19 protein-coding genes, 1 tRNA gene and 1 pseudogene are annotated in these 17219 nt (G+C 63.0%); 7 read left to right on the forward strand and 14 right to left on the reverse strand.

Going from position 1 to position 17219, the window contains the following annotated elements; translation table 11 throughout:
- Window positions 1-35: 35 nt before the first annotated feature.
- Window positions 36-887, reverse strand: coding sequence for a (2Fe-2S)-binding protein (locus AC0C6X_RS27430; protein ID WP_472956215.1), 852 nt, complete (start codon window positions 885-887; stop codon window positions 36-38).
- Window positions 884-2191, reverse strand: coding sequence for a glucoamylase family protein (locus tag AC0C6X_RS27435; RefSeq protein WP_173517318.1), 1308 nt, complete (start codon window positions 2189-2191; stop codon window positions 884-886). The genes AC0C6X_RS27430 and AC0C6X_RS27435 overlap by 4 nt, the downstream gene beginning before the upstream one ends.
- Window positions 2192-2350: 159 nt before the next feature.
- Here AC0C6X_RS27435 and AC0C6X_RS27440 point away from each other — a divergent pair, with 159 nt between their 5' ends.
- From AC0C6X_RS27440 to AC0C6X_RS27450, 3 genes are all read left to right on the forward strand, one after another.
- Window positions 2351-3145, forward strand: coding sequence for a DUF1194 domain-containing protein (locus AC0C6X_RS27440; protein WP_173517319.1), 795 nt, complete (start codon window positions 2351-2353; stop codon window positions 3143-3145).
- A gap of 89 nt (window positions 3146-3234) precedes the next feature.
- Window positions 3235-3945 carry a GntR family transcriptional regulator gene (locus AC0C6X_RS27445; protein WP_472956219.1) on the forward strand — a complete coding sequence of 237 codons (711 nt, stop codon included), beginning with the start codon at window positions 3235-3237 and terminating at the stop codon, window positions 3943-3945.
- Between the two features lie 128 nt (window positions 3946-4073).
- The gene (locus AC0C6X_RS27450) at window positions 4074-4313 is read left to right on the forward strand and encodes a DUF982 domain-containing protein (RefSeq protein ID WP_173517321.1); all 240 of its coding nucleotides are present in this window, start codon (window positions 4074-4076) and stop codon (window positions 4311-4313) included.
- A 121-nt stretch (window positions 4314-4434) separates the two neighbouring features.
- Here the strand turns inward: AC0C6X_RS27450 and AC0C6X_RS27455 are convergent, their stop codons facing one another.
- The 3 genes from AC0C6X_RS27455 to AC0C6X_RS27465 all read right to left on the reverse strand — a co-directional run bounded on the left by AC0C6X_RS27455 (window position 4435) and on the right by AC0C6X_RS27465 (window position 6901).
- Entirely contained in the window at window positions 4435-5451 is a 1017-nt protein-coding gene (locus tag AC0C6X_RS27455; RefSeq protein WP_472956221.1) for a glycoside hydrolase family 26 protein, read from the reverse strand.
- A 266-nt stretch (window positions 5452-5717) separates the two neighbouring features.
- Entirely contained in the window at window positions 5718-6071 is a 354-nt protein-coding gene (locus AC0C6X_RS27460; protein ID WP_173514883.1) for a hypothetical protein, read from the reverse strand.
- Between the two features lie 754 nt (window positions 6072-6825).
- A tRNA-Ile gene (locus tag AC0C6X_RS27465) sits at window positions 6826-6901 on the reverse strand.
- 257 nt (window positions 6902-7158) lie between these two features.
- Between AC0C6X_RS27465 and AC0C6X_RS27470 the strand changes: the two genes are divergently transcribed.
- A complete protein-coding gene (locus tag AC0C6X_RS27470) occupies window positions 7159-7899 on the forward strand; it encodes an SIMPL domain-containing protein (RefSeq protein ID WP_173517343.1) in 741 nt (246 codons plus the stop codon).
- A 420-nt stretch (window positions 7900-8319) separates the two neighbouring features.
- On the opposite strand, the gene AC0C6X_RS27475 is transcribed toward AC0C6X_RS27470, so the two are convergent.
- The 5 genes from AC0C6X_RS27475 to AC0C6X_RS27495 form a co-directional block, all read right to left on the reverse strand.
- Complete coding sequence (locus tag AC0C6X_RS27475; RefSeq protein ID WP_472956222.1) at window positions 8320-8706, reverse strand: hypothetical protein; 387 nt, start codon at window positions 8704-8706, stop codon at window positions 8320-8322.
- Between the two features lie 362 nt (window positions 8707-9068).
- Window positions 9069-9374: a hypothetical protein gene (locus tag AC0C6X_RS27480; protein WP_173517345.1), complete on the reverse strand. Its 306-nt coding sequence runs from the start codon at window positions 9372-9374 to the stop codon at window positions 9069-9071.
- 121 nt (window positions 9375-9495) lie between these two features.
- On the reverse strand, window positions 9496-9900 hold the full coding sequence (locus tag AC0C6X_RS27485; protein WP_173517346.1) for a ketosteroid isomerase-related protein: 405 nt from the start codon (window positions 9898-9900) through the stop codon (window positions 9496-9498).
- Between the two features lie 106 nt (window positions 9901-10006).
- Window positions 10007-10429 (reverse strand): secondary thiamine-phosphate synthase enzyme YjbQ, encoded by a 423-nt coding sequence (locus tag AC0C6X_RS27490; protein ID WP_173517347.1) that lies wholly within the window; start codon window positions 10427-10429, stop codon window positions 10007-10009.
- A 225-nt stretch (window positions 10430-10654) separates the two neighbouring features.
- Window positions 10655-11008 (reverse strand): DUF1428 domain-containing protein, encoded by a 354-nt coding sequence (locus tag AC0C6X_RS27495; protein WP_173517348.1) that lies wholly within the window; start codon window positions 11006-11008, stop codon window positions 10655-10657.
- Window positions 11009-11159: 151 nt separating this feature from the next.
- On the opposite strand from AC0C6X_RS27495, the gene AC0C6X_RS27500 reads away from it, so the two are divergent.
- On the forward strand, window positions 11160-11612 hold the full coding sequence (locus tag AC0C6X_RS27500; protein WP_173517349.1) for a VOC family protein: 453 nt from the start codon (window positions 11160-11162) through the stop codon (window positions 11610-11612).
- Between the two features lie 46 nt (window positions 11613-11658).
- Here the strand turns inward: AC0C6X_RS27500 and AC0C6X_RS27505 are convergent, their stop codons facing one another.
- Complete coding sequence (locus AC0C6X_RS27505; RefSeq protein ID WP_247958503.1) at window positions 11659-12228, reverse strand: transglycosylase SLT domain-containing protein; 570 nt, start codon at window positions 12226-12228, stop codon at window positions 11659-11661.
- Between the two features lie 87 nt (window positions 12229-12315).
- Between AC0C6X_RS27505 and AC0C6X_RS27510 the strand changes: the two genes are divergently transcribed.
- Entirely contained in the window at window positions 12316-13131 is an 816-nt protein-coding gene (locus AC0C6X_RS27510; RefSeq protein WP_247958504.1) for a DUF2066 domain-containing protein, read from the forward strand.
- Window positions 13132-13158: 27 nt separating this feature from the next.
- Here AC0C6X_RS27510 and AC0C6X_RS27515 read toward each other — a convergent pair whose 3' ends face one another.
- A complete protein-coding gene (locus AC0C6X_RS27515; protein ID WP_173517351.1) occupies window positions 13159-13452 on the reverse strand; it encodes a GYD domain-containing protein in 294 nt (97 codons plus the stop codon).
- A 245-nt stretch (window positions 13453-13697) separates the two neighbouring features.
- Window positions 13698-15755, reverse strand: coding sequence for an RNA polymerase sigma factor RpoD (rpoD, locus tag AC0C6X_RS27520; RefSeq protein WP_173517352.1), 2058 nt, complete (start codon window positions 15753-15755; stop codon window positions 13698-13700).
- 679 nt (window positions 15756-16434) lie between these two features.
- On the opposite strand from rpoD, the gene AC0C6X_RS27525 reads away from it, so the two are divergent.
- A complete protein-coding gene (locus AC0C6X_RS27525; protein ID WP_173517354.1) occupies window positions 16435-16893 on the forward strand; it encodes a GyrI-like domain-containing protein in 459 nt (152 codons plus the stop codon).
- A gap of 36 nt (window positions 16894-16929) precedes the next feature.
- On the opposite strand, the pseudogene tdh reads toward AC0C6X_RS27525, so the two are convergent.
- A pseudogene (tdh, locus tag AC0C6X_RS27530) lies at window positions 16930-17219 on the reverse strand (L-threonine 3-dehydrogenase); the annotation flags it as partial.

Raw genomic sequence — 17219 nt, forward strand, 5'->3', positions numbered from 1 at the left:
GCTCATGAGAGCCTGAACAAGCAAGCGGCGGGGGTTCAGCCCCCGCCGTTTTGCATGAGATGGGCTCCCAGCCGTCGGCGACGATCGTCCGGTTCGAGCAGCACGCAGGTGTCGCAAAAGCTGCCGCCTTCCGTTCGGAAATAGAGGCAGCAGCCGCTGCGTATCCGGTACTGGCGCGACAGCCGCTCGCTGCTTGCCGGATCGATAGCCGAGATCTCCTCGTAGCAGAGTTCTTCCGAGAACAGCGGCGACCCCGGCCTTTTGACGATTGCCAGCGCCTCGGCCATGCCGCGCGCCTCTTCGCCGATCGCCCGTCCGATCTCCAGGAAGGCGCCGGCAAGCGAATCCGCCGCCAGCCGCCACTGCGCTCCGGAGGAAAGCCCCGTCCGCCGTTTCAAGACGGCGACGACCGGCGCCAGATGGGCGGTGAAGCCGCGCTCGAAAGCACTGCCGCGTTCGCTCTCCTGCGGCACCGCGGTCAGCCGATCAAGATGGAAATGATAGCGCCTGCCGGCAATCCCCCGCCCCTCATGCAGCCGAACCCAGTCCTCGAAGCGAATGCCGGCGATTTCTGCGTGAAGCCCCGCGCCGAGATAGAACGCGCCGAGAACCACACTCAGTTGCCGGCTATAAAAGGCGATCAGATGCGCCGCCCGGATTCGGTCCGTCAAGCCGATTGCGAAAAAGTCCTGATAGGCAAGGCCCTGCTCGACCCCTGCCCCGCCCATGGCCCAGAAGGCTTCCGGCGCACTGAAGGCGCTTTCGCCCACATCGAGCGAAACGCCGGCGTCAGGAAACTGCGCGCGCAACCGCTCGACCACCGCCGGCACCTGCGGCGGATATTTCCCTGCAGTTTCCGCTGTCTGCCGGCGCTCATCCAAATTCATGCCGTCTCCGTCGCCAGCCAGCCACCCTCAAACTCCGCGCGTTCGAGGCCGCGCCGGATCGCCGGCAGGCTGCGTGTCAGCTCCCAGACGAAGCCGTTTCGCCAGTTCTCGATCATCATCACGACGAGCCCCTGGTCAAGACCGACGACGCGCTCATCGATCCAGCCTTCCGGCCCATCGCCGGCAAGGCTCGGATTGAAGCCGCCCGGAAGGCGCCCCTCTTTCAGAAGTCCGGGATAGCTTGCCTTAATATGACCGAGTGCCGCGCGTGATGCGTCCGGATCGAAAGGCAGGCAGGCGGACGCCGCCCAGGGCACGAGCGTGCCGTCGTCCAGCCCGAACGGCGCGCCCCGGTTGACGTAGCCGAAAAGCCGCTGCCAGCGTCCGTCCGCAAGGCGCAGCCGACCGCGCGGCGCGTGACAGGCACTGAGCCCCCAGAGCTGTTCGCCATAGCCGGCGAAGCGGCCTGAATTCCGGCGCGCATGGTCGCGCTGCAACGCAATGGCGCGCCGGGTGTTCGCGAAATAGTCCGTCCCCCTCTCCCGCATCGGCCGATCGCCGACCGCGCGAAGATCGAGCCATGCCTGCGGGAACAGGTGGATGAAAAGCGGCGCCGCATGGAGATGCGGCTCCCCGTCAACCGGGATCCAGTCATAGCCCTCGGTGAAGGCATCGTAGTGCTCGGGTCCGATGGCTTGATCCGTTGCCCCAAGCGCCAGCACATAGAGCAGCAGCGCCTCGCTATATCCCCGCCAGCGATGTTTCAGAAACCGGCCAGGCGGGCGCCAGCCCATCGTCAGTGTGTCACTCCGGGCCAACGCCCAGCGCCAGTCGACGCGCGCATAGAGCCTTTCGGCAAGGCTTCGGATCTCGCCTTCAACCGCGTCCTCGCCGGAGAAATAGGCGGAAGCCGTCAGGCATCCGGCGATCAGCAGCGCCGTGTCGACGGTCGAGAGCTCGCTGCGCCAGGTCCGCTCGCCGGTCCGCATATCGAGGAAGTGATAGTAGAAGCCGCGATAGCCGCTCGCCCGCTGGTCGCGGGACTGCGGGCTCTCGCCAAGGAAACGCAGCACGGTCAATACCCGCCTGCTTGCCTCGCGGCGCGAAATCCAGCCGCGCTCGACGCCGATGGGATAGCAGGAAAGGCCAAAACCCGTCGCCGCGATGCTCGAGGGCGCGCCGGGAAGCGACGTGTCCGCGATCAGCCCGGTGGCCGGATCGGCATGATCGAGAAAATACCCGAACGCCGCCCGCTGCAGGTTATCGATCTGAAATGGCTCGGCATTTTCCGTCGGTGTCAGCATTCCGCCTTTCCAGCCCCGTCCCCGGCGCGCAGGCATTTCCGGGCAAGCCCCCGGCAAAATCACTCTTTGTTGAAGGGCAACTACACCCAAATGGTCGCCGAATGCCAATCCTGTGTTACATTCTTCTAATCTGACCGCGCGCAATGACTGGTTGAAGCGATGTTGAGCGTGTTGGCGTTGTTTCTCTCATTGAGTGGCGGCCCGAGTCCATCGACCGCCGCGTCGACGGATGTCGATGTCGAATTGATCCTGGCCGTCGACATGTCCGGCTCGATGGATCTGGATGAGGCGCGCATCCAGCGCGCCGGTTACGTCGAGGCGCTCCGGCACCGCGACTTCCTCGATGCCGTCGCAAGCGGGCAACTGGGCAAGATCGCCATCGGCTATTTCGAATGGGCCGGTACGGTTAACGAATCCTCCGTCGTCGCCTGGCAAGTGATCTCCACCGCCGCCGACGCCGATGCCTTTGCCAAGCGGATCGAGGCGCGTCCGGTCGGCACCCGGCGCGGCACGTCGATCTCGAACGCAATCACCTACGGTACGGCGCTGATCGATTCGAACGCCTACAACGGCATACGCCGGGTGATCGACGTCTCCGGCGATGGCCCGAACAATATCGGCCCGCCGGTCATTCCGGCCCGCGAGACGGCGGTCGCCCGCGGCATCACCATCAACGGGCTTGCGATCCTCATCCGCCCCTCGGTCTCGACCGGCCCGCTCGACCAGTATTATGCCGAATGCGTCATCGGCGGCCCCGGGTCCTTCGTGCTGCCGGTACACGAGCCGGAAGATTTTTCCATCGCCATCCGCCAGAAGCTCGTGCTCGAAGTGAGCGGGCTGCCGCCACCGCCAACCGTGCGATATGTCGATGCCTTCCCGGCGCCCGATTGCCTGATCGGCGAGAAACTCCGGCCCGGCTTCCTCGACCGCGTCTATCCCGAACTCGACAAGTAGCCTTCGGCGCGCAACCCATGCGCGACAGATTGTCGTTTCCCTTCGCCCCGCCCGACGATAAGATGAGCCATTGCTTCGCGGATCGATTCATGTCCTTGACCACTACGCCCCCACCGGCCGAGATGGCCACCGACACCGGCAGCCAGCATATCCGCGATACCTTGCGCGATGCGATCGTCGAACGGCGGCTTGCCCCTGGCACCAAGCTTTCGGAAAGCGATGTCGGCGAACTCTTCAATGTCAGCCGCACGCTGGTGCGCGCAGCCCTTCAAGCGCTTTCCTATGAGGGCCTCGTCAATGTCGAGAAGAACCGTGGCGCCTTCGTCGCCCATCCCTCGATCGACGAGGCACGCCAGATCTTCGCAACCCGCCGGCTGATCGAGCCCGGTATCGTGCGCGCCGCAGCGGCGAATATCGGCAAGACCGAGCTCGCAGAGCTCCGGCGCATGCTTGCTGCCGAACAGCGGCTGACCGAACAACGCGGCCAATCGGCCAGGCGCGCCGAGATCAAGGCCTCGGGCGACTTTCACCTGGCGCTCGCCGACCTCAGCGGCAACGCCATTCTCCGCCGCTTCATGGACGAGCTCATCGCCCGCTCATCGCTGGTCATCGCGCTCTACGGCCAGTCGACCGTTTCGAGCTGCGGCCACAGCGAACACGACGAGATCGTCAACGCGCTGGAACGCGGCGACATCGACGCGGCCGCCAGACTGATGGTCCATCATATCGACCACATCGAAGCCGACCTCGACCTTCGCACCCACAAATCGACCGACCTCAAGGCGGCACTCGAACTTTAGAATCCGCTCCCGCGCTCCGGGAAACACAAAAGGGTCAAGTGCCGAAAAAACTCGGTGAACCCGCGGAACCATTCCCGCACGACAGCGTTGGCCTCGCGCTCGAAAAAGACTGAGAACGAGGAAAGCAAATGAGCGAGAAATTCTTCGCCACTCCCATCCCCCTCCGGTTATCCGCAAAACGGCAAACTGTCGTCAGGACGGTCTTCGAAGCCGTCGAGTTGCTGCGGCAATGGCCGGGGCGTCGCGGGCGGGAGTATCGCGCGGCTCTCAGGCGCTGCCTGGACGCGCTGGACGGATTGACGAGTACCGAACGGGCCAGCCGCTGCTTTGCGGCCGCTGCCCGCGAATCGGGCCTGCTCTTGACCTGACGCGGAAATCCCCAAGGTCCCGTGGACCAGTCTCTCACGATGCGCCGAAGGACGATCGGCGCATCGCCCAAAGGGCGCCGAAGACCCCAAGTCATCACGCTTTGACGAATGAAACAGACGATCAGTCGGTAAGTTCCGCCGCTTCCTTCGTCTGACGGCCGGCAAGCACCTTCAGCGCTTCCTTGTCGAGCCGCCAGTCCGGCGAGCCATAGCCGAGCGGCCACTTGTAGGGCTCTTTGTCGTTGAAGAACACGACGGCGGTCAGCAGCGGAAAAGCCTGCCGATAGGTCCGCTGATCGAGGATTTCCTTGTACCAGGCGCGCCTGTAATCGGCCGAGCCCGAGACGCCGAGTTCGGCGATCATGACCGGTTTGCCGAAGCCGGCGACACGCTGGTATTTTTCGTTCAGCGCCTCGCTGAAGCGGCGCTCGCGCCCCCAATAGTCGACGTCCATCTTCTGCAAGCCCCAGACGGGGATGCCGACGACATCGACGACATCGTCGCCCGGATAATAGCCGGCGAGATTACGATGGCCCTTCGGCGACCAGACGAACCGCGCCTTGGGCGCGAGCTCCCGGCATCTCGTCACGAAATAGCGGAATGCCGTCTTGTAGCCGTCCTTGTCGCCGCGCGCCCAGGGATAGCGGCCATCGGGGTCCTCCATCTCGTGGCCCCAGCGCACATAGACCGGGCCTTCGAAGGCCGCGGCGCGGGCGCAGACGTCGCCAATCTCGCGATCGAAGCGGCCCTTGCCGATATCGGCAAAGAGCCTCTCGCCGCCGGCACGCCAGTCGGCGGCATGGGTATAGGGCTCGACCGAGAGCATCAGCGCCCGCCCCTGCCGCGCGGCGATCGCGGTCTTGCGCTTCAGGAGCGCCCGGTCCGGTTTCTGCCAGTAGACGAAGACATGTTCGAGCTCCAGCGCATCGCTGTCGGCAACGGCGTCATGGGGATCGTAGACGCCGATGGCGACCGCACGCTCCGTCACGGCCTTTGCCTGCGGCTCGATCGCCGCCGTCGTCAGCCTTCGGTCGATGCCGCCCGCCGGATCATCCGCACGCGCCGCCGGTGTTCCGGTGACGGCGAGAAGCGCCAGGGATCCCGCGGCAAGGGCTGATCTCAAAACTCTGGCAGACAACGAACATTCTCCGGCGGATCGCCCCTACTGCATGTTTCCTTAAGTCGTAGCCGATTTAAGGACACATGCAGCTATTCAAAATGCTACAGCGACCTTTGCGCGTCTGATAAGACGCGCGGCGCTGTAGACGCCGCAAATGAAACCGGACACGTCACGCATGCGGCAGTCGGAAAGTCACCGCCAAGGAGGGAACCGGCCGATCCCCAAACGATCCCCGGCGACCTCACCGCACTGGAATTACGCAAACTCGAACGGAAACAGTCCCGTTAGAGCGAAGCTCTCAGGAAGCAGTGCGACGTACGGCCGAAGCCGCTCGCCGAGCAGATATAGGGAGCGCGGCCCAGATAGGCGGCCGTGCTGTTCCTCACGGGCCGCGGCGCGACCACATCCTCATCGGCATTGGCGACCCGCAACTGCTTCTGCTCCTTGCGGATCTTCACCGAAGGGCTGGCATAGGCGCCGGAATGGCTGGACGCGAACAGCGGCGTTTCACCGATCACCGTCGACGAGCAGCCGGCAGTGGCGAGCAGAAGGCCAAGAATGGAAGCGGTCGGTACGAGATACTTGAAACCCGAAATGGTGGTGCGGCGCGCGCCTGCACATGCGGTCTTATCTCGCATAAGCATCCTTTCGAATTAGCGGCCACGACCGCCCGGCGCCTCCTTTGGGGTATATGGCGGCAATGTTCAACCCCTCTTCCATTATAAATTGCTTAAATTAATATTTTCTTAGCAACCTCTTCCGGAGGTTGCAGCTAAGCCCGCTGACCCAAGTGCCAATGCGGCTGGAGCTTGGCCGCGCACCGCGCTCGCGCGTCGGCACGGGGATCGGCAAGACAAAACAGGAAAACCAAACGCTTGCCTGATAGACAGCGCGAAAGCGGCCCCACCCGCCATCAGGCAGCCCGCCCACCCCGCCGGCTACCACGCCCGGTGGTATGCGGGGGCGGCACCGCCGAATGGTTCGTACGGAATAATTTCGCGCGAAAGCGGGAAATCGGCGGCAAAGCCGCCCCATCCACCGCGCCGACCGGTCGAGCGGCACGGTATCGGAACGCAAGTACCGCCCCATTCCTCATTTTTAGCCACCGCGCATTTACAGTTCGTTGACCTCTGGCAGCCACCTTGGTGCCAGGCGCAACATGTTTGAGCGTATGCGCCCACTCCAAAACTGCCCGCGTTCTGCGGGCATTTTTTTGGTCAGCGCCAAGCGGTCAGGCAAAGACCGGATCAGGCCGACACGCCTTGCAATCGGAAGGCACTATTCGCTTGGGCAAACCTGATGCCCACCGCTCACGCGACGCACTCAATTCGCATCCTTGAGTTTCCAACACCCAGATTGGGAAATAGAGGCGGTCGTGGTGACGGACAAAAGTGGTGGGCCCGGAGGGACTCGAACCCCCAACCAAGCGGTTATGAGCCGCCGGCTCTAACCATTGAGCTACAGGCCCACTCTGGATCTGCAGGCTTCCTCAAATCGCAATGATCCGAGGATGAGACATGCAGCAACTCTAAGTGCTGCAGCGGCCGTTCCCGTCTCTGATAAAACGTGTGGCGCTGCAGCGATCCAGGTGCGCGAACCAATGGCAGTTCGCGGATGGCAAAGGCTCTAGCGGAAAACCTTTTTGCCGACAAGCCATTGCCGCAATGCTCACACAATCGCTAAGCATGAAGGCGCAGGGACGGAACAACCGGAGAGACATAGACCATGATTTCCACACGCACTGCCCGCACGCTTTCGATCGCCGCCTTCGCCGCCGCTTTTGCCGGCGTGGCCGCCGCTCAGGCTGAGGAGTCGGACAAGGACAAGGCGACCATCGTCGTTGCCGGCGAAGGCCGCGCGACGGCCGCGCCCGACATGGCGGTCCTGCAACTCAGCGTCGTCAAGGACGCCAAGACCGCCCGCGAAGCGCTGGACGCCAACAACAAGACCATGGCCGAGGTGTTGAAGGCGTTGAGGGCCGACGGCATTGCCGATCGCGACCTGCAGACGAGCGGCTTTTCGGTGAACCCGCAATACAACTACCCGCCCAACAATGACGGCGGCAATCGCCCGCCGGAACTGATCGGCTACCAGGTGATAAACGGCGTCAGCGTGCGCGTGCGTGATCTCGCCAAGCTCGGCGAAGTCGTCGACAAGTCGGTTACCCTCGGCGTCAACCAGGGCGGCGGCATCCAGTTCACCAACGACAAGCCGGAACCCATCATCACCGAGGCGCGCAAGGCCGCCGTTGCCGATGCCATCGTCAAGGCGAAGGTTCTCGCCGAAGCCGCCGGCGTCTCGCTCGGCAAGATCGTCAACATCAGCGAACAGGGCTTCCGTCCCGAACCGGTCCCGATGATGCGCGCCGGCATGGCCAAGGAATATGCCGCCGACGCCGTGCCGGTTGCAACGGGCGAGAACAGCTACAACGTGATGGTCAACGTGACCTTCGAAATCAAGCAGTAAGCCCTCGCAAGCCCGCCGTGACCCGCGCGCGGGCTTTCATCCTTCTCGCCCCTGGCTCCGGAGAACGGCGCCGGAGGCGTTTTGGACTGCAGGCTCAAGCAGAGGTCCGCCAACTCTGGCGGAAGGTGCGAAGCCGGCGGCTGCGGCGGCCCGACGCTCCTCATCGCCGACATCTTTCGCCCGGGCATGGACCGATCTCCTCAAGGCCAATCCAGCCTGTGATGTGTCCGCTATCTCCCCGAACACCTGTCAGCTATCGCCCCGGACCGAAGACTTCAGGCGAAGATCCATATTCTGGCGGCTGTTGGCGGCGAGCACGACCCCATTCCCACAAAACAAAAGAGCCCCCATGCCGAAGCATGAGGGGTCACTCTTCCGCCGGCCGGGGGAGACAAGGCGGGAAGATTTCCGGATCAGAGCTTACCAGCGGCCGATCGTCGGGCAGCCGCGGGCATTGGCGAAGACGATCGTCTGGCGGTAGCCGTGGCGGCGGCCCTCGACGATGACGCGGCGCGGCGTGACGTCGGCGACATAGGCGCGGCGGAGACCCCGGTCGCGAGCCTTGTCGACGGCGATCCACGGCGCGCAGCGGCCGCGGCGTCCACGATCCCAGTAGCGGTCGCGGCCACGGTTCCAATCACGCTCGTCGCCATAACCGCCGTTATAGTCGCGGTACTGCACGTCGATGCCGTCACTCGGGCCGAAGCCGAATTCGATCGAGTCCGCCGAAGCGGTGGAGGCTGCGCCAAGCAGGCCGGTCAGTCCAATGACGGCGGCGGCAGCAGCGTTGAAAAAGCGGTTCTTCATGGCATCTCTCCAGGCTTGAAGGGTTCAATGGGCAATCACCGTCCCAAGCGATTGAGCAGAGGATAGGCTGCCCAAGCTGAACGACAGCGGAACCTGGTGTTCATGGAAGGTTCAGATAGCCGGCGCGTGATTCCCGATGCTCCAGCGGCGAGATTCGGCGCCGCGGCGCGTTGCGCCGAGCAAAACGGAATCGCTATAACACTTTGATAAGGCTGAATTTCTAAGGTCGGAGGCACCGGCACGCCGTGTTGGATCTCCCGGACATTCGTCTTGCCGACGCCTGCCCTGTTTGACAGATCGGGTGCAGCCGTCGCCGGCCGCGCCCGAAAACCATCGGGGATTTGCTGGCCCCAAGCGCGCGATCAGCCGATCCGCGGGCAACCATAGGCGTTGGCGAAAACGACCCGGCTCAGGAAACCGCGGCGCCAGCCGACGACGACGACGCGCGAATGCGTGACGCGCTCGACGCGGGCGCGGTAAAAGCCGAGACGCCAGGCCCTGCGCAACGCCTCGCGTGACGAACAGTAGCCACGATGGCGGACGAGATCGACATCCGAACGGTCGACCATCGGCACCGGCATCGGGGCAGCAGCCTCTGCCGGCAAGGTCACGAAACTCGTCACGGCGAGCGCAATGCCCAGAACCGAATTGCGAAGCATGGCTTTCATGCATCATCTCCCGATCAACGCGAAACAAGAACCCGGCCTGCAACCGGCGGCATACAATAGGCGGTTCGCACGGCACTGTCATCCCCCGGCCCCTGTCCCCCCGCTCTTATCCGCCGGAAGGTCAGCCGGCGAGCAGGCGCTCGAAGACGCGGATGTTGCGATAGTGGCTGAGGCGGGTAATGACGCCATCCTCGATCTCGAAGACGAGCACGCTCGGAATGGAATAGCTCTGGCCCGACGCGGCCGGGAAACCCTCCATCGTCTCGCGGTAGGTGCCACGCGCCGTCAGGTCTGCCGCCACACGCTGGCCGAAGGCATCGCGCATCAGCACGACATCGCCGAACTGCTCGTCGAAACGGCGCAGATAATTCATCAGCCAGGCGCGCAAGGGCCCGGCGCCGACGGTGCGCTGGCCAGTCATCGAATCGACCTCGACGTCCTCATGGACGAGCCGCGCCAGCGCCTCGAAATCACGCTCATTCAGCGCCTCGATGAAGCGATTGGCAATGGTCTGTGCATCCGTCATTGCTGCTCCTCTCCGGCACCGCGCTGGGGCCCTCTGTTCTCGACGCTCTAACTAGAACGGATCCGGCTGCGGTCAATTGCGCCGTGTCGCATCGATCGGACGGCGGTCAGACGCCAAGGTGCAGCACGACCTCGCGGCGGTGCGGCCGGTCGCGATGCTCGAAGAGATAGATCCCCTGCCAGGTGCCGAGCGCCATGCGGCCACGGGCAACGGGAATGCCGAGCGAAACCGACGTCAGCGCCGCCTTGATATGCGCGGGCATGTCATCCGGCCCCTCCTGCGTGTGCACGACCCAGCTCATCGAGGGATCGGAGGACGGCGGCACCAGGCGGCGGAAGAAAGTGTCGAGGTCACGCCTCACATCCGGGTCGGCGTTTTCCTGGATGAGAAGCGAGCAGGACGTGTGCCGGACGAAAACGGTCAAGAGCCCCTCGCCGTCCGTGTTGGCCCGCACGAAGGCGGTCGCCTCGTCGGTGAATTCGTAGAGCCCCTGGCCGCGCGTGGAAATGGTGATGCTTGTCTGCGGCATGTCGATCTCCGGCGGAAAGCTGCACCCGCCGCTACAGCGGCGCGTGTCTTACCAGACACGCAAAGGCCGTTGTAGCACTTTGAAGTGCTGCATGTTTTTGTCCTTTCATCGGCAATGAGACAACATGCAGCAGACAGGTGCAACGCGTTGATTTGCCCAACGTTTCTATCCCCGGACCGTTCTCGGTCCAAGGTAGGCACCGCAAGAAAAGGCGCCGCGCGCCGGCTACATCTCGAGAAACGTCTGGAAGCCGCCGTAGATCATGCGCTTGCCGTCGAAGACTTCCTTCCAGGCATCGCCCTGCAGCCGCGGATCGGCCATCACCTTGGCGACGATCGTGTCGCGGTCGGCGCGGGACTTGTAGGCGATCCACGAGAAAACCACGGTCTCGTCGTCCTTGGCCTGCACCGAGCGGGGGAAGGACGTCACCTCGCCATAGGGCACGTCGTCTGCCAGGCATTCGTTGTAGGAGAGCGCGCCATATTCCATCCAGACGTCGCCCGCCGTCTTGGCCATCGCCTTGTACGCGTCGATATTCGCCTTCGGCACGGCAACGACAAAACCATCCACATAGGTCATTGAGAAATCCTCCTTGGTTCCTTCGACCAGCATAGGACGCTCGGGGCGCAAAGGTTCCGACACTCCATTGGATTTTTTTCAGGCAGCGCCTGTCGGAACGGGCATCCCCCGTTCGTCCTCGTTGGTACCAATCACCACGGGAGACATATCCATGCAGAAGATCACGCCCTTTCTCTGGTTCGACGACCAACTGGAGGAAGCCATCGGCTTCTACACCTCCATCTTTCGCGACGCCCGCGTCACCGACATCAACAAGGGCCCCGATGGCAAGGCCTTCACCGCGAGCTTCGAACTAGAGGGGCAGCATTTCATGGGCTTGAATGGCGGCCCGCATTTCAAGTTCAGCGAGGCGGTATCGTTTTTCGTGCGCTGCGCCGACCAGGCGGAGGTCGACTATTATTGGAACCGATTGCTCGAAGGCGGCACGCCGCAGCGTTGCGGCTGGCTCAAGGACAAGTTCGGCCTTGCCTGGCAGATCATTCCCGACGCGCTGATGCGGCACCTCAGCGATCCTGATCCGGCACGCGCCGCCCGCGCCCAGCAGGCGATGATGGGCATGATCAAGATCGATGTCGCCGAGCTCGAGCGGGCAGCGGCCGGGTAGCGCCATTCCCCCCGGCGGTGCAACGGTGTTCGATCCGTGGAGACGGTCAGCTGCCGCAGCCGCGCAATTGCCGGCTATAGAGGGAGGCCATGCCGGCCGCCCGCTTGGCGCCGGTCTTGGCGGTCTCGCTCCAATTGCCGCGCACATAGCCGGCGTGGCCGTGATAGTAGGCGATGTAGAGCCGGTAGGCGTCGTTGAGCGCGATGCCGTTCTGCTGTGCGCTTTCGCGGTGATACCAGGCGATGAAGCGGATGGCGTCGCCGAAGTCCGAGCGTCGCGCCGCCCAGCGGCCGGTCTCGCTCTGGTAGCGCGCCCAGGTGCCATCGAGCGCCTGGGAGTAGCCATAGGCGGTCGAAACGCGCGTCCAGGGAATGAAGCCGAAAAGCTTGGTGCGCGGCGGCCGCGCATTATGGCGGAAGCCGGACTCGGTATAGATCGTCGCCATCAGGATCGGCACGGGCACGCCATATTCGCGCTCGGCGCTATAGGCGGCACGGCGCCAATTGTTGAATAGGCCATCTCGCTGCTCGAAAACCGCACAGGCATTCCGGGTGTCTCTCGGCACCGTTCCGCAGCCGGCCAGCAACAGGAGGACGACGACAAAAACGCAACGCATCGTAGAACCTCGGGTTTCCGAGAGATTGATAAAGTGTAAACGTTAAGGATCTCTTTTGATTCAAAGGCGAACGATCGGGAGAACGGCATGACGATGTCACGGGTGCTGCTGCCGTTCCTGTTCGCCGTGAGCCTTGGCGGCGCGGCAAATGCCGACGGCGTCGATCGGCTTTATCAGAGCGATGCGATCGTCACCGGCACGGGCGAGGTCAACCGGCAGATCGGTTTTCGCGCGTGCCTCAGTGAAGTTTTGGTCAAGCTGTCGGGTGATGCGACGATCCGCGACGCGCCCGGCTTCGCCGCACTCGAGGCGGAAGCCGGCAGCTTCGTCTCGTCCTTTTCCTACCGCGACCGGCTCGAAGGCGTCCCGATCCACGACGAACAGGGCACTCACGACCGCCCGCACGATCTCACCTGCCGCTACGAGCCTGCGACGCTCGACCCGCTTCTCGCAAAACTCGGCCGAAAGCCATGGCTTGAACCTCGCCCGGTGATCACCGTGTTGCTGGCGGTTAAGGATCAGAGACGCCGCTTCGTCCTGGCGAGCGACGGCGATGAAAGCCCCTACATGGCCGACTCGCTCCGCGCGGCCGCCGCACCGCTGGCGCTTTCCGTCGCCCTGCCGGACAGAGCGGCCATCGCCGGTGGAGCCCTGGACTTTGCAGCGATATCGCAAGCGAACCCGGAAAAATTCGCCAGGCCCGCGATGCTCGGCAAGGGGGATGTGACGCTTGCCGGCACACTGGTCTGGTCCGATCAAGCCCGCGGCTGGATCGCCAACTGGCGGATGGCGTCGAACGGCAGAAGTTACGCGTGGCAGGTCAGCGGCGTCAGCTTCGACGACGCTTTTCGCAACGCGCTACGCGGTGCGGCCCGCATCCTCTCCGGAAACGGGTCGCCCTGAGCAGTTCCGCTGTCGCTGCCCTTCAGCCTATCCGAGCGAGGCAATCAGTTCGCGATAGGCCGCCTCGGGAAATGCCTTCAGCGTGGTCGAGCGCACATTGCCGGCCATGCCGAGCGTCAGCGCAAAGCGCGCGGCGATCGCGTCATCCGGTGCCTCGACGATGGCCACCATGTCGTAGTCACCCATAGTCAGGAAGAAATGCTTGAAGGAGCCGCCCATCTCACCGAGCACCTGTTTTGCCGCGTCGAGCCGCTTCGGAGACTCGCGCACATTCTTGATACCCTGCTCGGTCCAGTTGAGGAGCATGACATAAGTGGTCATCCTACACCTCCACGGGGCACGATTCACGCCCGCGGTGCGATTGCTCCCGCGTCTTAGACGAGGCGCCCCAATTGCTCCGAAAGCGCGAATATACTCCTGGGCGCAGGGCCTCACAATAAATCACATGGGTGAGGTAGAAACGGGGTGAGGCAGAAACGAAAAAGCCGGGCAATCTTCCCGGCTTTTCGGTCTCTCAATTGTGCCCGACCTTAGCTGTCAAGGAACGAGCGCAGCTTGCAGCTTGCTTAGCTGTCCAGGAAGCTTCTGAGCTTCCTGGAGCGGCTCGGATGCTTGAGCTTGCGGAGCGCCTTCGCTTCGATCTGGCGGATACGTTCGCGGGTGACCGAGAACTGCTGGCCAACCTCTTCGAGCGTGTGGTCGGTGTTCATGCCGATGCCGAAGCGCATGCGCAGCACGCGCTCTTCGCGCGGCGTCAGCGAGGCGAGCACGCGGGTCGTCGTCTCGCGCAGGTTCGCCTGGATGGCAGCGTCGATCGGCAGCAGTGCGTTCTTGTCCTCGATGAAATCGCCGAGGTGTGAATCCTCTTCGTCACCAACAGGCGTTTCGAGCGAGATCGGCTCCTTGGCGATCTTCAGGACCTTGCGGACCTTTTCGAGCGGCATGGCAAGCTTTTCGGCCAGTTCTTCCGGCGTCGGCTCGCGGCCGATCTCGTGCAGCATCTGGCGCGAGGTACGGACGATCTTGTTGATCGTCTCGATCATATGCACCGGAATACGGATCGTGCGGGCCTGGTCGGCAATCGACCGGGTGATCGCCTGACGGATCCACCAGGTTGCATAGGTCGAGAACTTGTAGCCGCGGCGGTATTCGAACTTGTCGACCGCCTTCATCAGGCCGATGTTGCCTTCCTGGATCAGGTCGAGGAACTGCAGGCCGCGGTTAGTGTACTTCTTGGCGATGGAGATGACGAGGCGGAGGTTCGCTTCGACCATTTCCTTCTTGGCGATGCGCGCTTCGCGCTCGCCCTTCTGCACCATCGAGACGATGCGGCGGAACTCGGCGATCGAGATGCCGGTTTCGGTGGCGAGATTCTGGATCTCCTGGCGGATGTCGCGGATCGTCTGGTTTTCGCTCTTGGCGAATTCCTTCCAGCCCTTGCCGGCAAGGTTGCTGATCGACTTCATCCAGTTCGGGTCGAGTTCGGCGCCGGAATACTGCTCGAGGAACGAGTCGCGCTTGACGCCGTAGGACTCGGCAAGCCGCAACAGGCGGCCTTCGTTCTGCATCAGCCGCTTGGAGATGTCGTAGAGCTGCTCGACCAGGCTGTCGACGCGGTTCTGGTTGAGCGACAGCGACTTGACCGCCTTGATCAGCTCGTCCTTGAGCTCCTTGTAGCGGCGTTCCTGGGCCGGCGACAGCGTACCGGTCGCAGCAAGGCGGGCTTCCACCTGCTGGTCCTGCAGCTTGCGCAGCTTCTTGTAGGTCTCGGCGATGATGTCGAGGGTTTCCATGACCTGCGGGCGCAGTTCCGCTTCCATGGCGGCGAGCGAGAGGTTCGACTCGTCGTCGTCTTCCTCTTCCTCCTCGGCCGGCATGACATCGCCGCCGACATTGGTGATGTCGTCGTCGTTGGCGGCCGTGCGCACCTTGCGGGTCTTTTCCTTTTCCTCGGCAGCCTTGCGGTCAGCCTCGATCTTTTCCGGGCTCTGGAACTGCGGCGCGGCCTTGGCCTCGGGACCGGAATAGGTGGTTTCGAGATCGATGATCTCGCGCAGCAGCGTCTGGCCTTCGTTCAGTTCGTCGCGCCAGATGATCAGCGCCTGGAAGGTCAGCGGGCTCTCACAGAGACCGGCGATCATCGTTTCGCGGCCAGCCTCGATGCGCTTGGCAATCGCGATTTCGCCTTCGCGGGACAGGAGCTCGACCGAGCCCATTTCGCGCAGGTACATGCGGACCGGATCGTCGGTACGATCGGTCGGTTCCTTCTTCTTGCTGGTCGCGAGCGCCGTGCCGCCGGAAGGCGCGAGTTCGCCGCCTTCGCTGTCGCCGTCGTCGTCACCGGCCTCGTCGTCACCACCGCCGGCCGCCTCTTCGGCTTCCTCGTCCTCGATCACGTTGATGCCCATGTCGGACAGCATCGCCATCGTGTCTTCGATCTGTTCGGAGGTGACTTCCTCGGACGGAAGGACGGAGTTCAACTCGTCCATCGTCACGTAGCCGCGCTTCTTGGCGGCCTTGATCATCTTCTTGACAGCGTCGTCGGAAAGATCGAGAAGCGGACCGTCCGGAGCACCTTCGCGTTCTACGTCAGCTTCTTCGTTTTCTTTGACTTTGGTTGCCATTTAGTTCGTCGCTTTCCTTGTCGCAACCGGCGTTAAGTCCGGTGCCAATGCCGCTCGAAGGTTCGGGCACGCCGCGTACCCGCCACCGAATCATTTCCCCTGACGTAACGGGATGATGTTTAATTCCTGTTTAACCACGAGTGCGATCGTGGCAAGCGGGCAAGCTCCGACAGTCCTGCCACTGAAACGCCTCTGGCATGATTCCCTAACCGCCGTGTCACTTCGCCATTTCTTATTCGGAAATGGTGATTCCCATAATTTTCGATCCCGTCAAGCATTTCCGCTGAAAAACCGGCTGATTCGGCAAAAATCGCCGTTCCTATCGCTTTTTGGGGTTTATCAGCTTCCGCTGAAGATGTAGGCGCTGCCCGCCAAAAGACAAGGGTGCCCGCGATTTAATCGGCAAGGTCCCGTTGTGCCATATCCGCACCCGCAACCAGAGCTTCATCTTTCCTTTGCTGCCCAGCCGAGCGGCCGCCGTATTTGACGATCTTGACACCTCCAGATCGAATTCGGCAGGCAGCACCTCCAGGCAAGCGAGGGGCAGCGTGGCGACGCGCACGCAAAACAATTTCCCGAACGGCCCGTTTCTGCCGAAAGTTCGCAAGTTTATTCCGGCTTTTTGCTTGCGCCCGACCCGATCGCAGACGACCTTCGCCGCCGATTTATGGAGGCCCAGATGCTCATCAAGGAAACCGACGCCATGCGAGTGCTATCGATCGCCCGGCGCCTCACCATTCCCGACGTCAAAAACGAAAGCGCCGCACTGGCGCCTGTCATCGAGGCGGAGATCGAGCGCGCCGGAATGACGCCCGCCGGGCCCTGGATCTTCATCGCGCAGAACCTGCCGAAAAACGCCAAGACCCGGTTCGACTGGCGCATCTGCCGCCCGGTCACGGGCGGCGACGACTATCGCGGCGAGCTCGACCTGATCAATCTCGAGCCGATCATGGTCGCGTCCACCCGGCATCAGGGGCCGATGCGCAGCCTTTTCACCCAGGGCTACGCGCCGCTCGTCGAGGAGATCGAGATGAGCAGGCACAATTTCTCCGGCGAGAGCCGCGAGATCTATCATCGCTGGGCAGGCCAAGGCGCTCGCTACCACGAGATCGAGATCCAGTTCGGCCTCGCCAACTGAGCCGCCGCGCAACACATGCACGACGGCCCATAGGGCTTACCAGTCCATCACGACCTTGCCGGAATTGCCGGAGCGCATGGCCGCGAATCCGTCGCGGAACTCGTCGATCTTGATGCGGTGGGTGATGACCGGGGAAAGGTCGAGCCCGCCCTGGACGAAGGCGATCATCTTGTACCAGGTCTCGAACATCTCGCGGCCGTAGATGCCCTTGAGGTTCAGCATCTTGAAGATCACCTTGTTCCAGTCGATCTCGAAGCCGGCCGGCGCGATGCCGAGGATGGCGATCTTGCCGCCATTGTTCATCTTGTCGATCATGTCGCGGAAGG

This window comes from Ensifer sp. VA4, assembly GCF_055710065.1.

Coding starts and splice junctions, on each gene's coding strand:
- AC0C6X_RS27505 (WP_247958503.1), bottom strand. CDS start 12,228: ATGCGTTGCGTTTTTGTCGTCGTCCTCCTGTTGCTGGCCGGCTGCGGA.
- AC0C6X_RS27525 (WP_173517354.1), top strand. CDS start 16,435: ATGCTCATCAAGGAAACCGACGCCATGCGAGTGCTATCGATCGCCCGG.
- AC0C6X_RS27435 (WP_173517318.1), bottom strand. CDS start 2,191: ATGCTGACACCGACGGAAAATGCCGAGCCATTTCAGATCGATAACCTG.
- AC0C6X_RS27445 (WP_472956219.1), top strand. CDS start 3,235: ATGTCCTTGACCACTACGCCCCCACCGGCCGAGATGGCCACCGACACC.
- AC0C6X_RS27470 (WP_173517343.1), top strand. CDS start 7,159: ATGATTTCCACACGCACTGCCCGCACGCTTTCGATCGCCGCCTTCGCC.
- AC0C6X_RS27500 (WP_173517349.1), top strand. CDS start 11,160: ATGCAGAAGATCACGCCCTTTCTCTGGTTCGACGACCAACTGGAGGAA.
- AC0C6X_RS27495 (WP_173517348.1), bottom strand. CDS start 11,008: ATGACCTATGTGGATGGTTTTGTCGTTGCCGTGCCGAAGGCGAATATC.
- AC0C6X_RS27460 (WP_173514883.1), bottom strand. CDS start 6,071: ATGCGAGATAAGACCGCATGTGCAGGCGCGCGCCGCACCACCATTTCG.
- AC0C6X_RS27515 (WP_173517351.1), bottom strand. CDS start 13,452: ATGACCACTTATGTCATGCTCCTCAACTGGACCGAGCAGGGTATCAAG.
- AC0C6X_RS27480 (WP_173517345.1), bottom strand. CDS start 9,374: ATGAAAGCCATGCTTCGCAATTCGGTTCTGGGCATTGCGCTCGCCGTG.
- rpoD (WP_173517352.1), bottom strand. CDS start 15,755: ATGGCAACCAAAGTCAAAGAAAACGAAGAAGCTGACGTAGAACGCGAA.
- AC0C6X_RS27440 (WP_173517319.1), top strand. CDS start 2,351: ATGTTGAGCGTGTTGGCGTTGTTTCTCTCATTGAGTGGCGGCCCGAGT.
- AC0C6X_RS27450 (WP_173517321.1), top strand. CDS start 4,074: ATGAGCGAGAAATTCTTCGCCACTCCCATCCCCCTCCGGTTATCCGCA.
- AC0C6X_RS27430 (WP_472956215.1), bottom strand. CDS start 887: ATGAATTTGGATGAGCGCCGGCAGACAGCGGAAACTGCAGGGAAATAT.
- AC0C6X_RS27475 (WP_472956222.1), bottom strand. CDS start 8,706: ATGAAGAACCGCTTTTTCAACGCTGCTGCCGCCGCCGTCATTGGACTG.
- AC0C6X_RS27490 (WP_173517347.1), bottom strand. CDS start 10,429: ATGCCGCAGACAAGCATCACCATTTCCACGCGCGGCCAGGGGCTCTAC.
- AC0C6X_RS27510 (WP_247958504.1), top strand. CDS start 12,316: ATGACGATGTCACGGGTGCTGCTGCCGTTCCTGTTCGCCGTGAGCCTT.
- AC0C6X_RS27485 (WP_173517346.1), bottom strand. CDS start 9,900: ATGACGGATGCACAGACCATTGCCAATCGCTTCATCGAGGCGCTGAAT.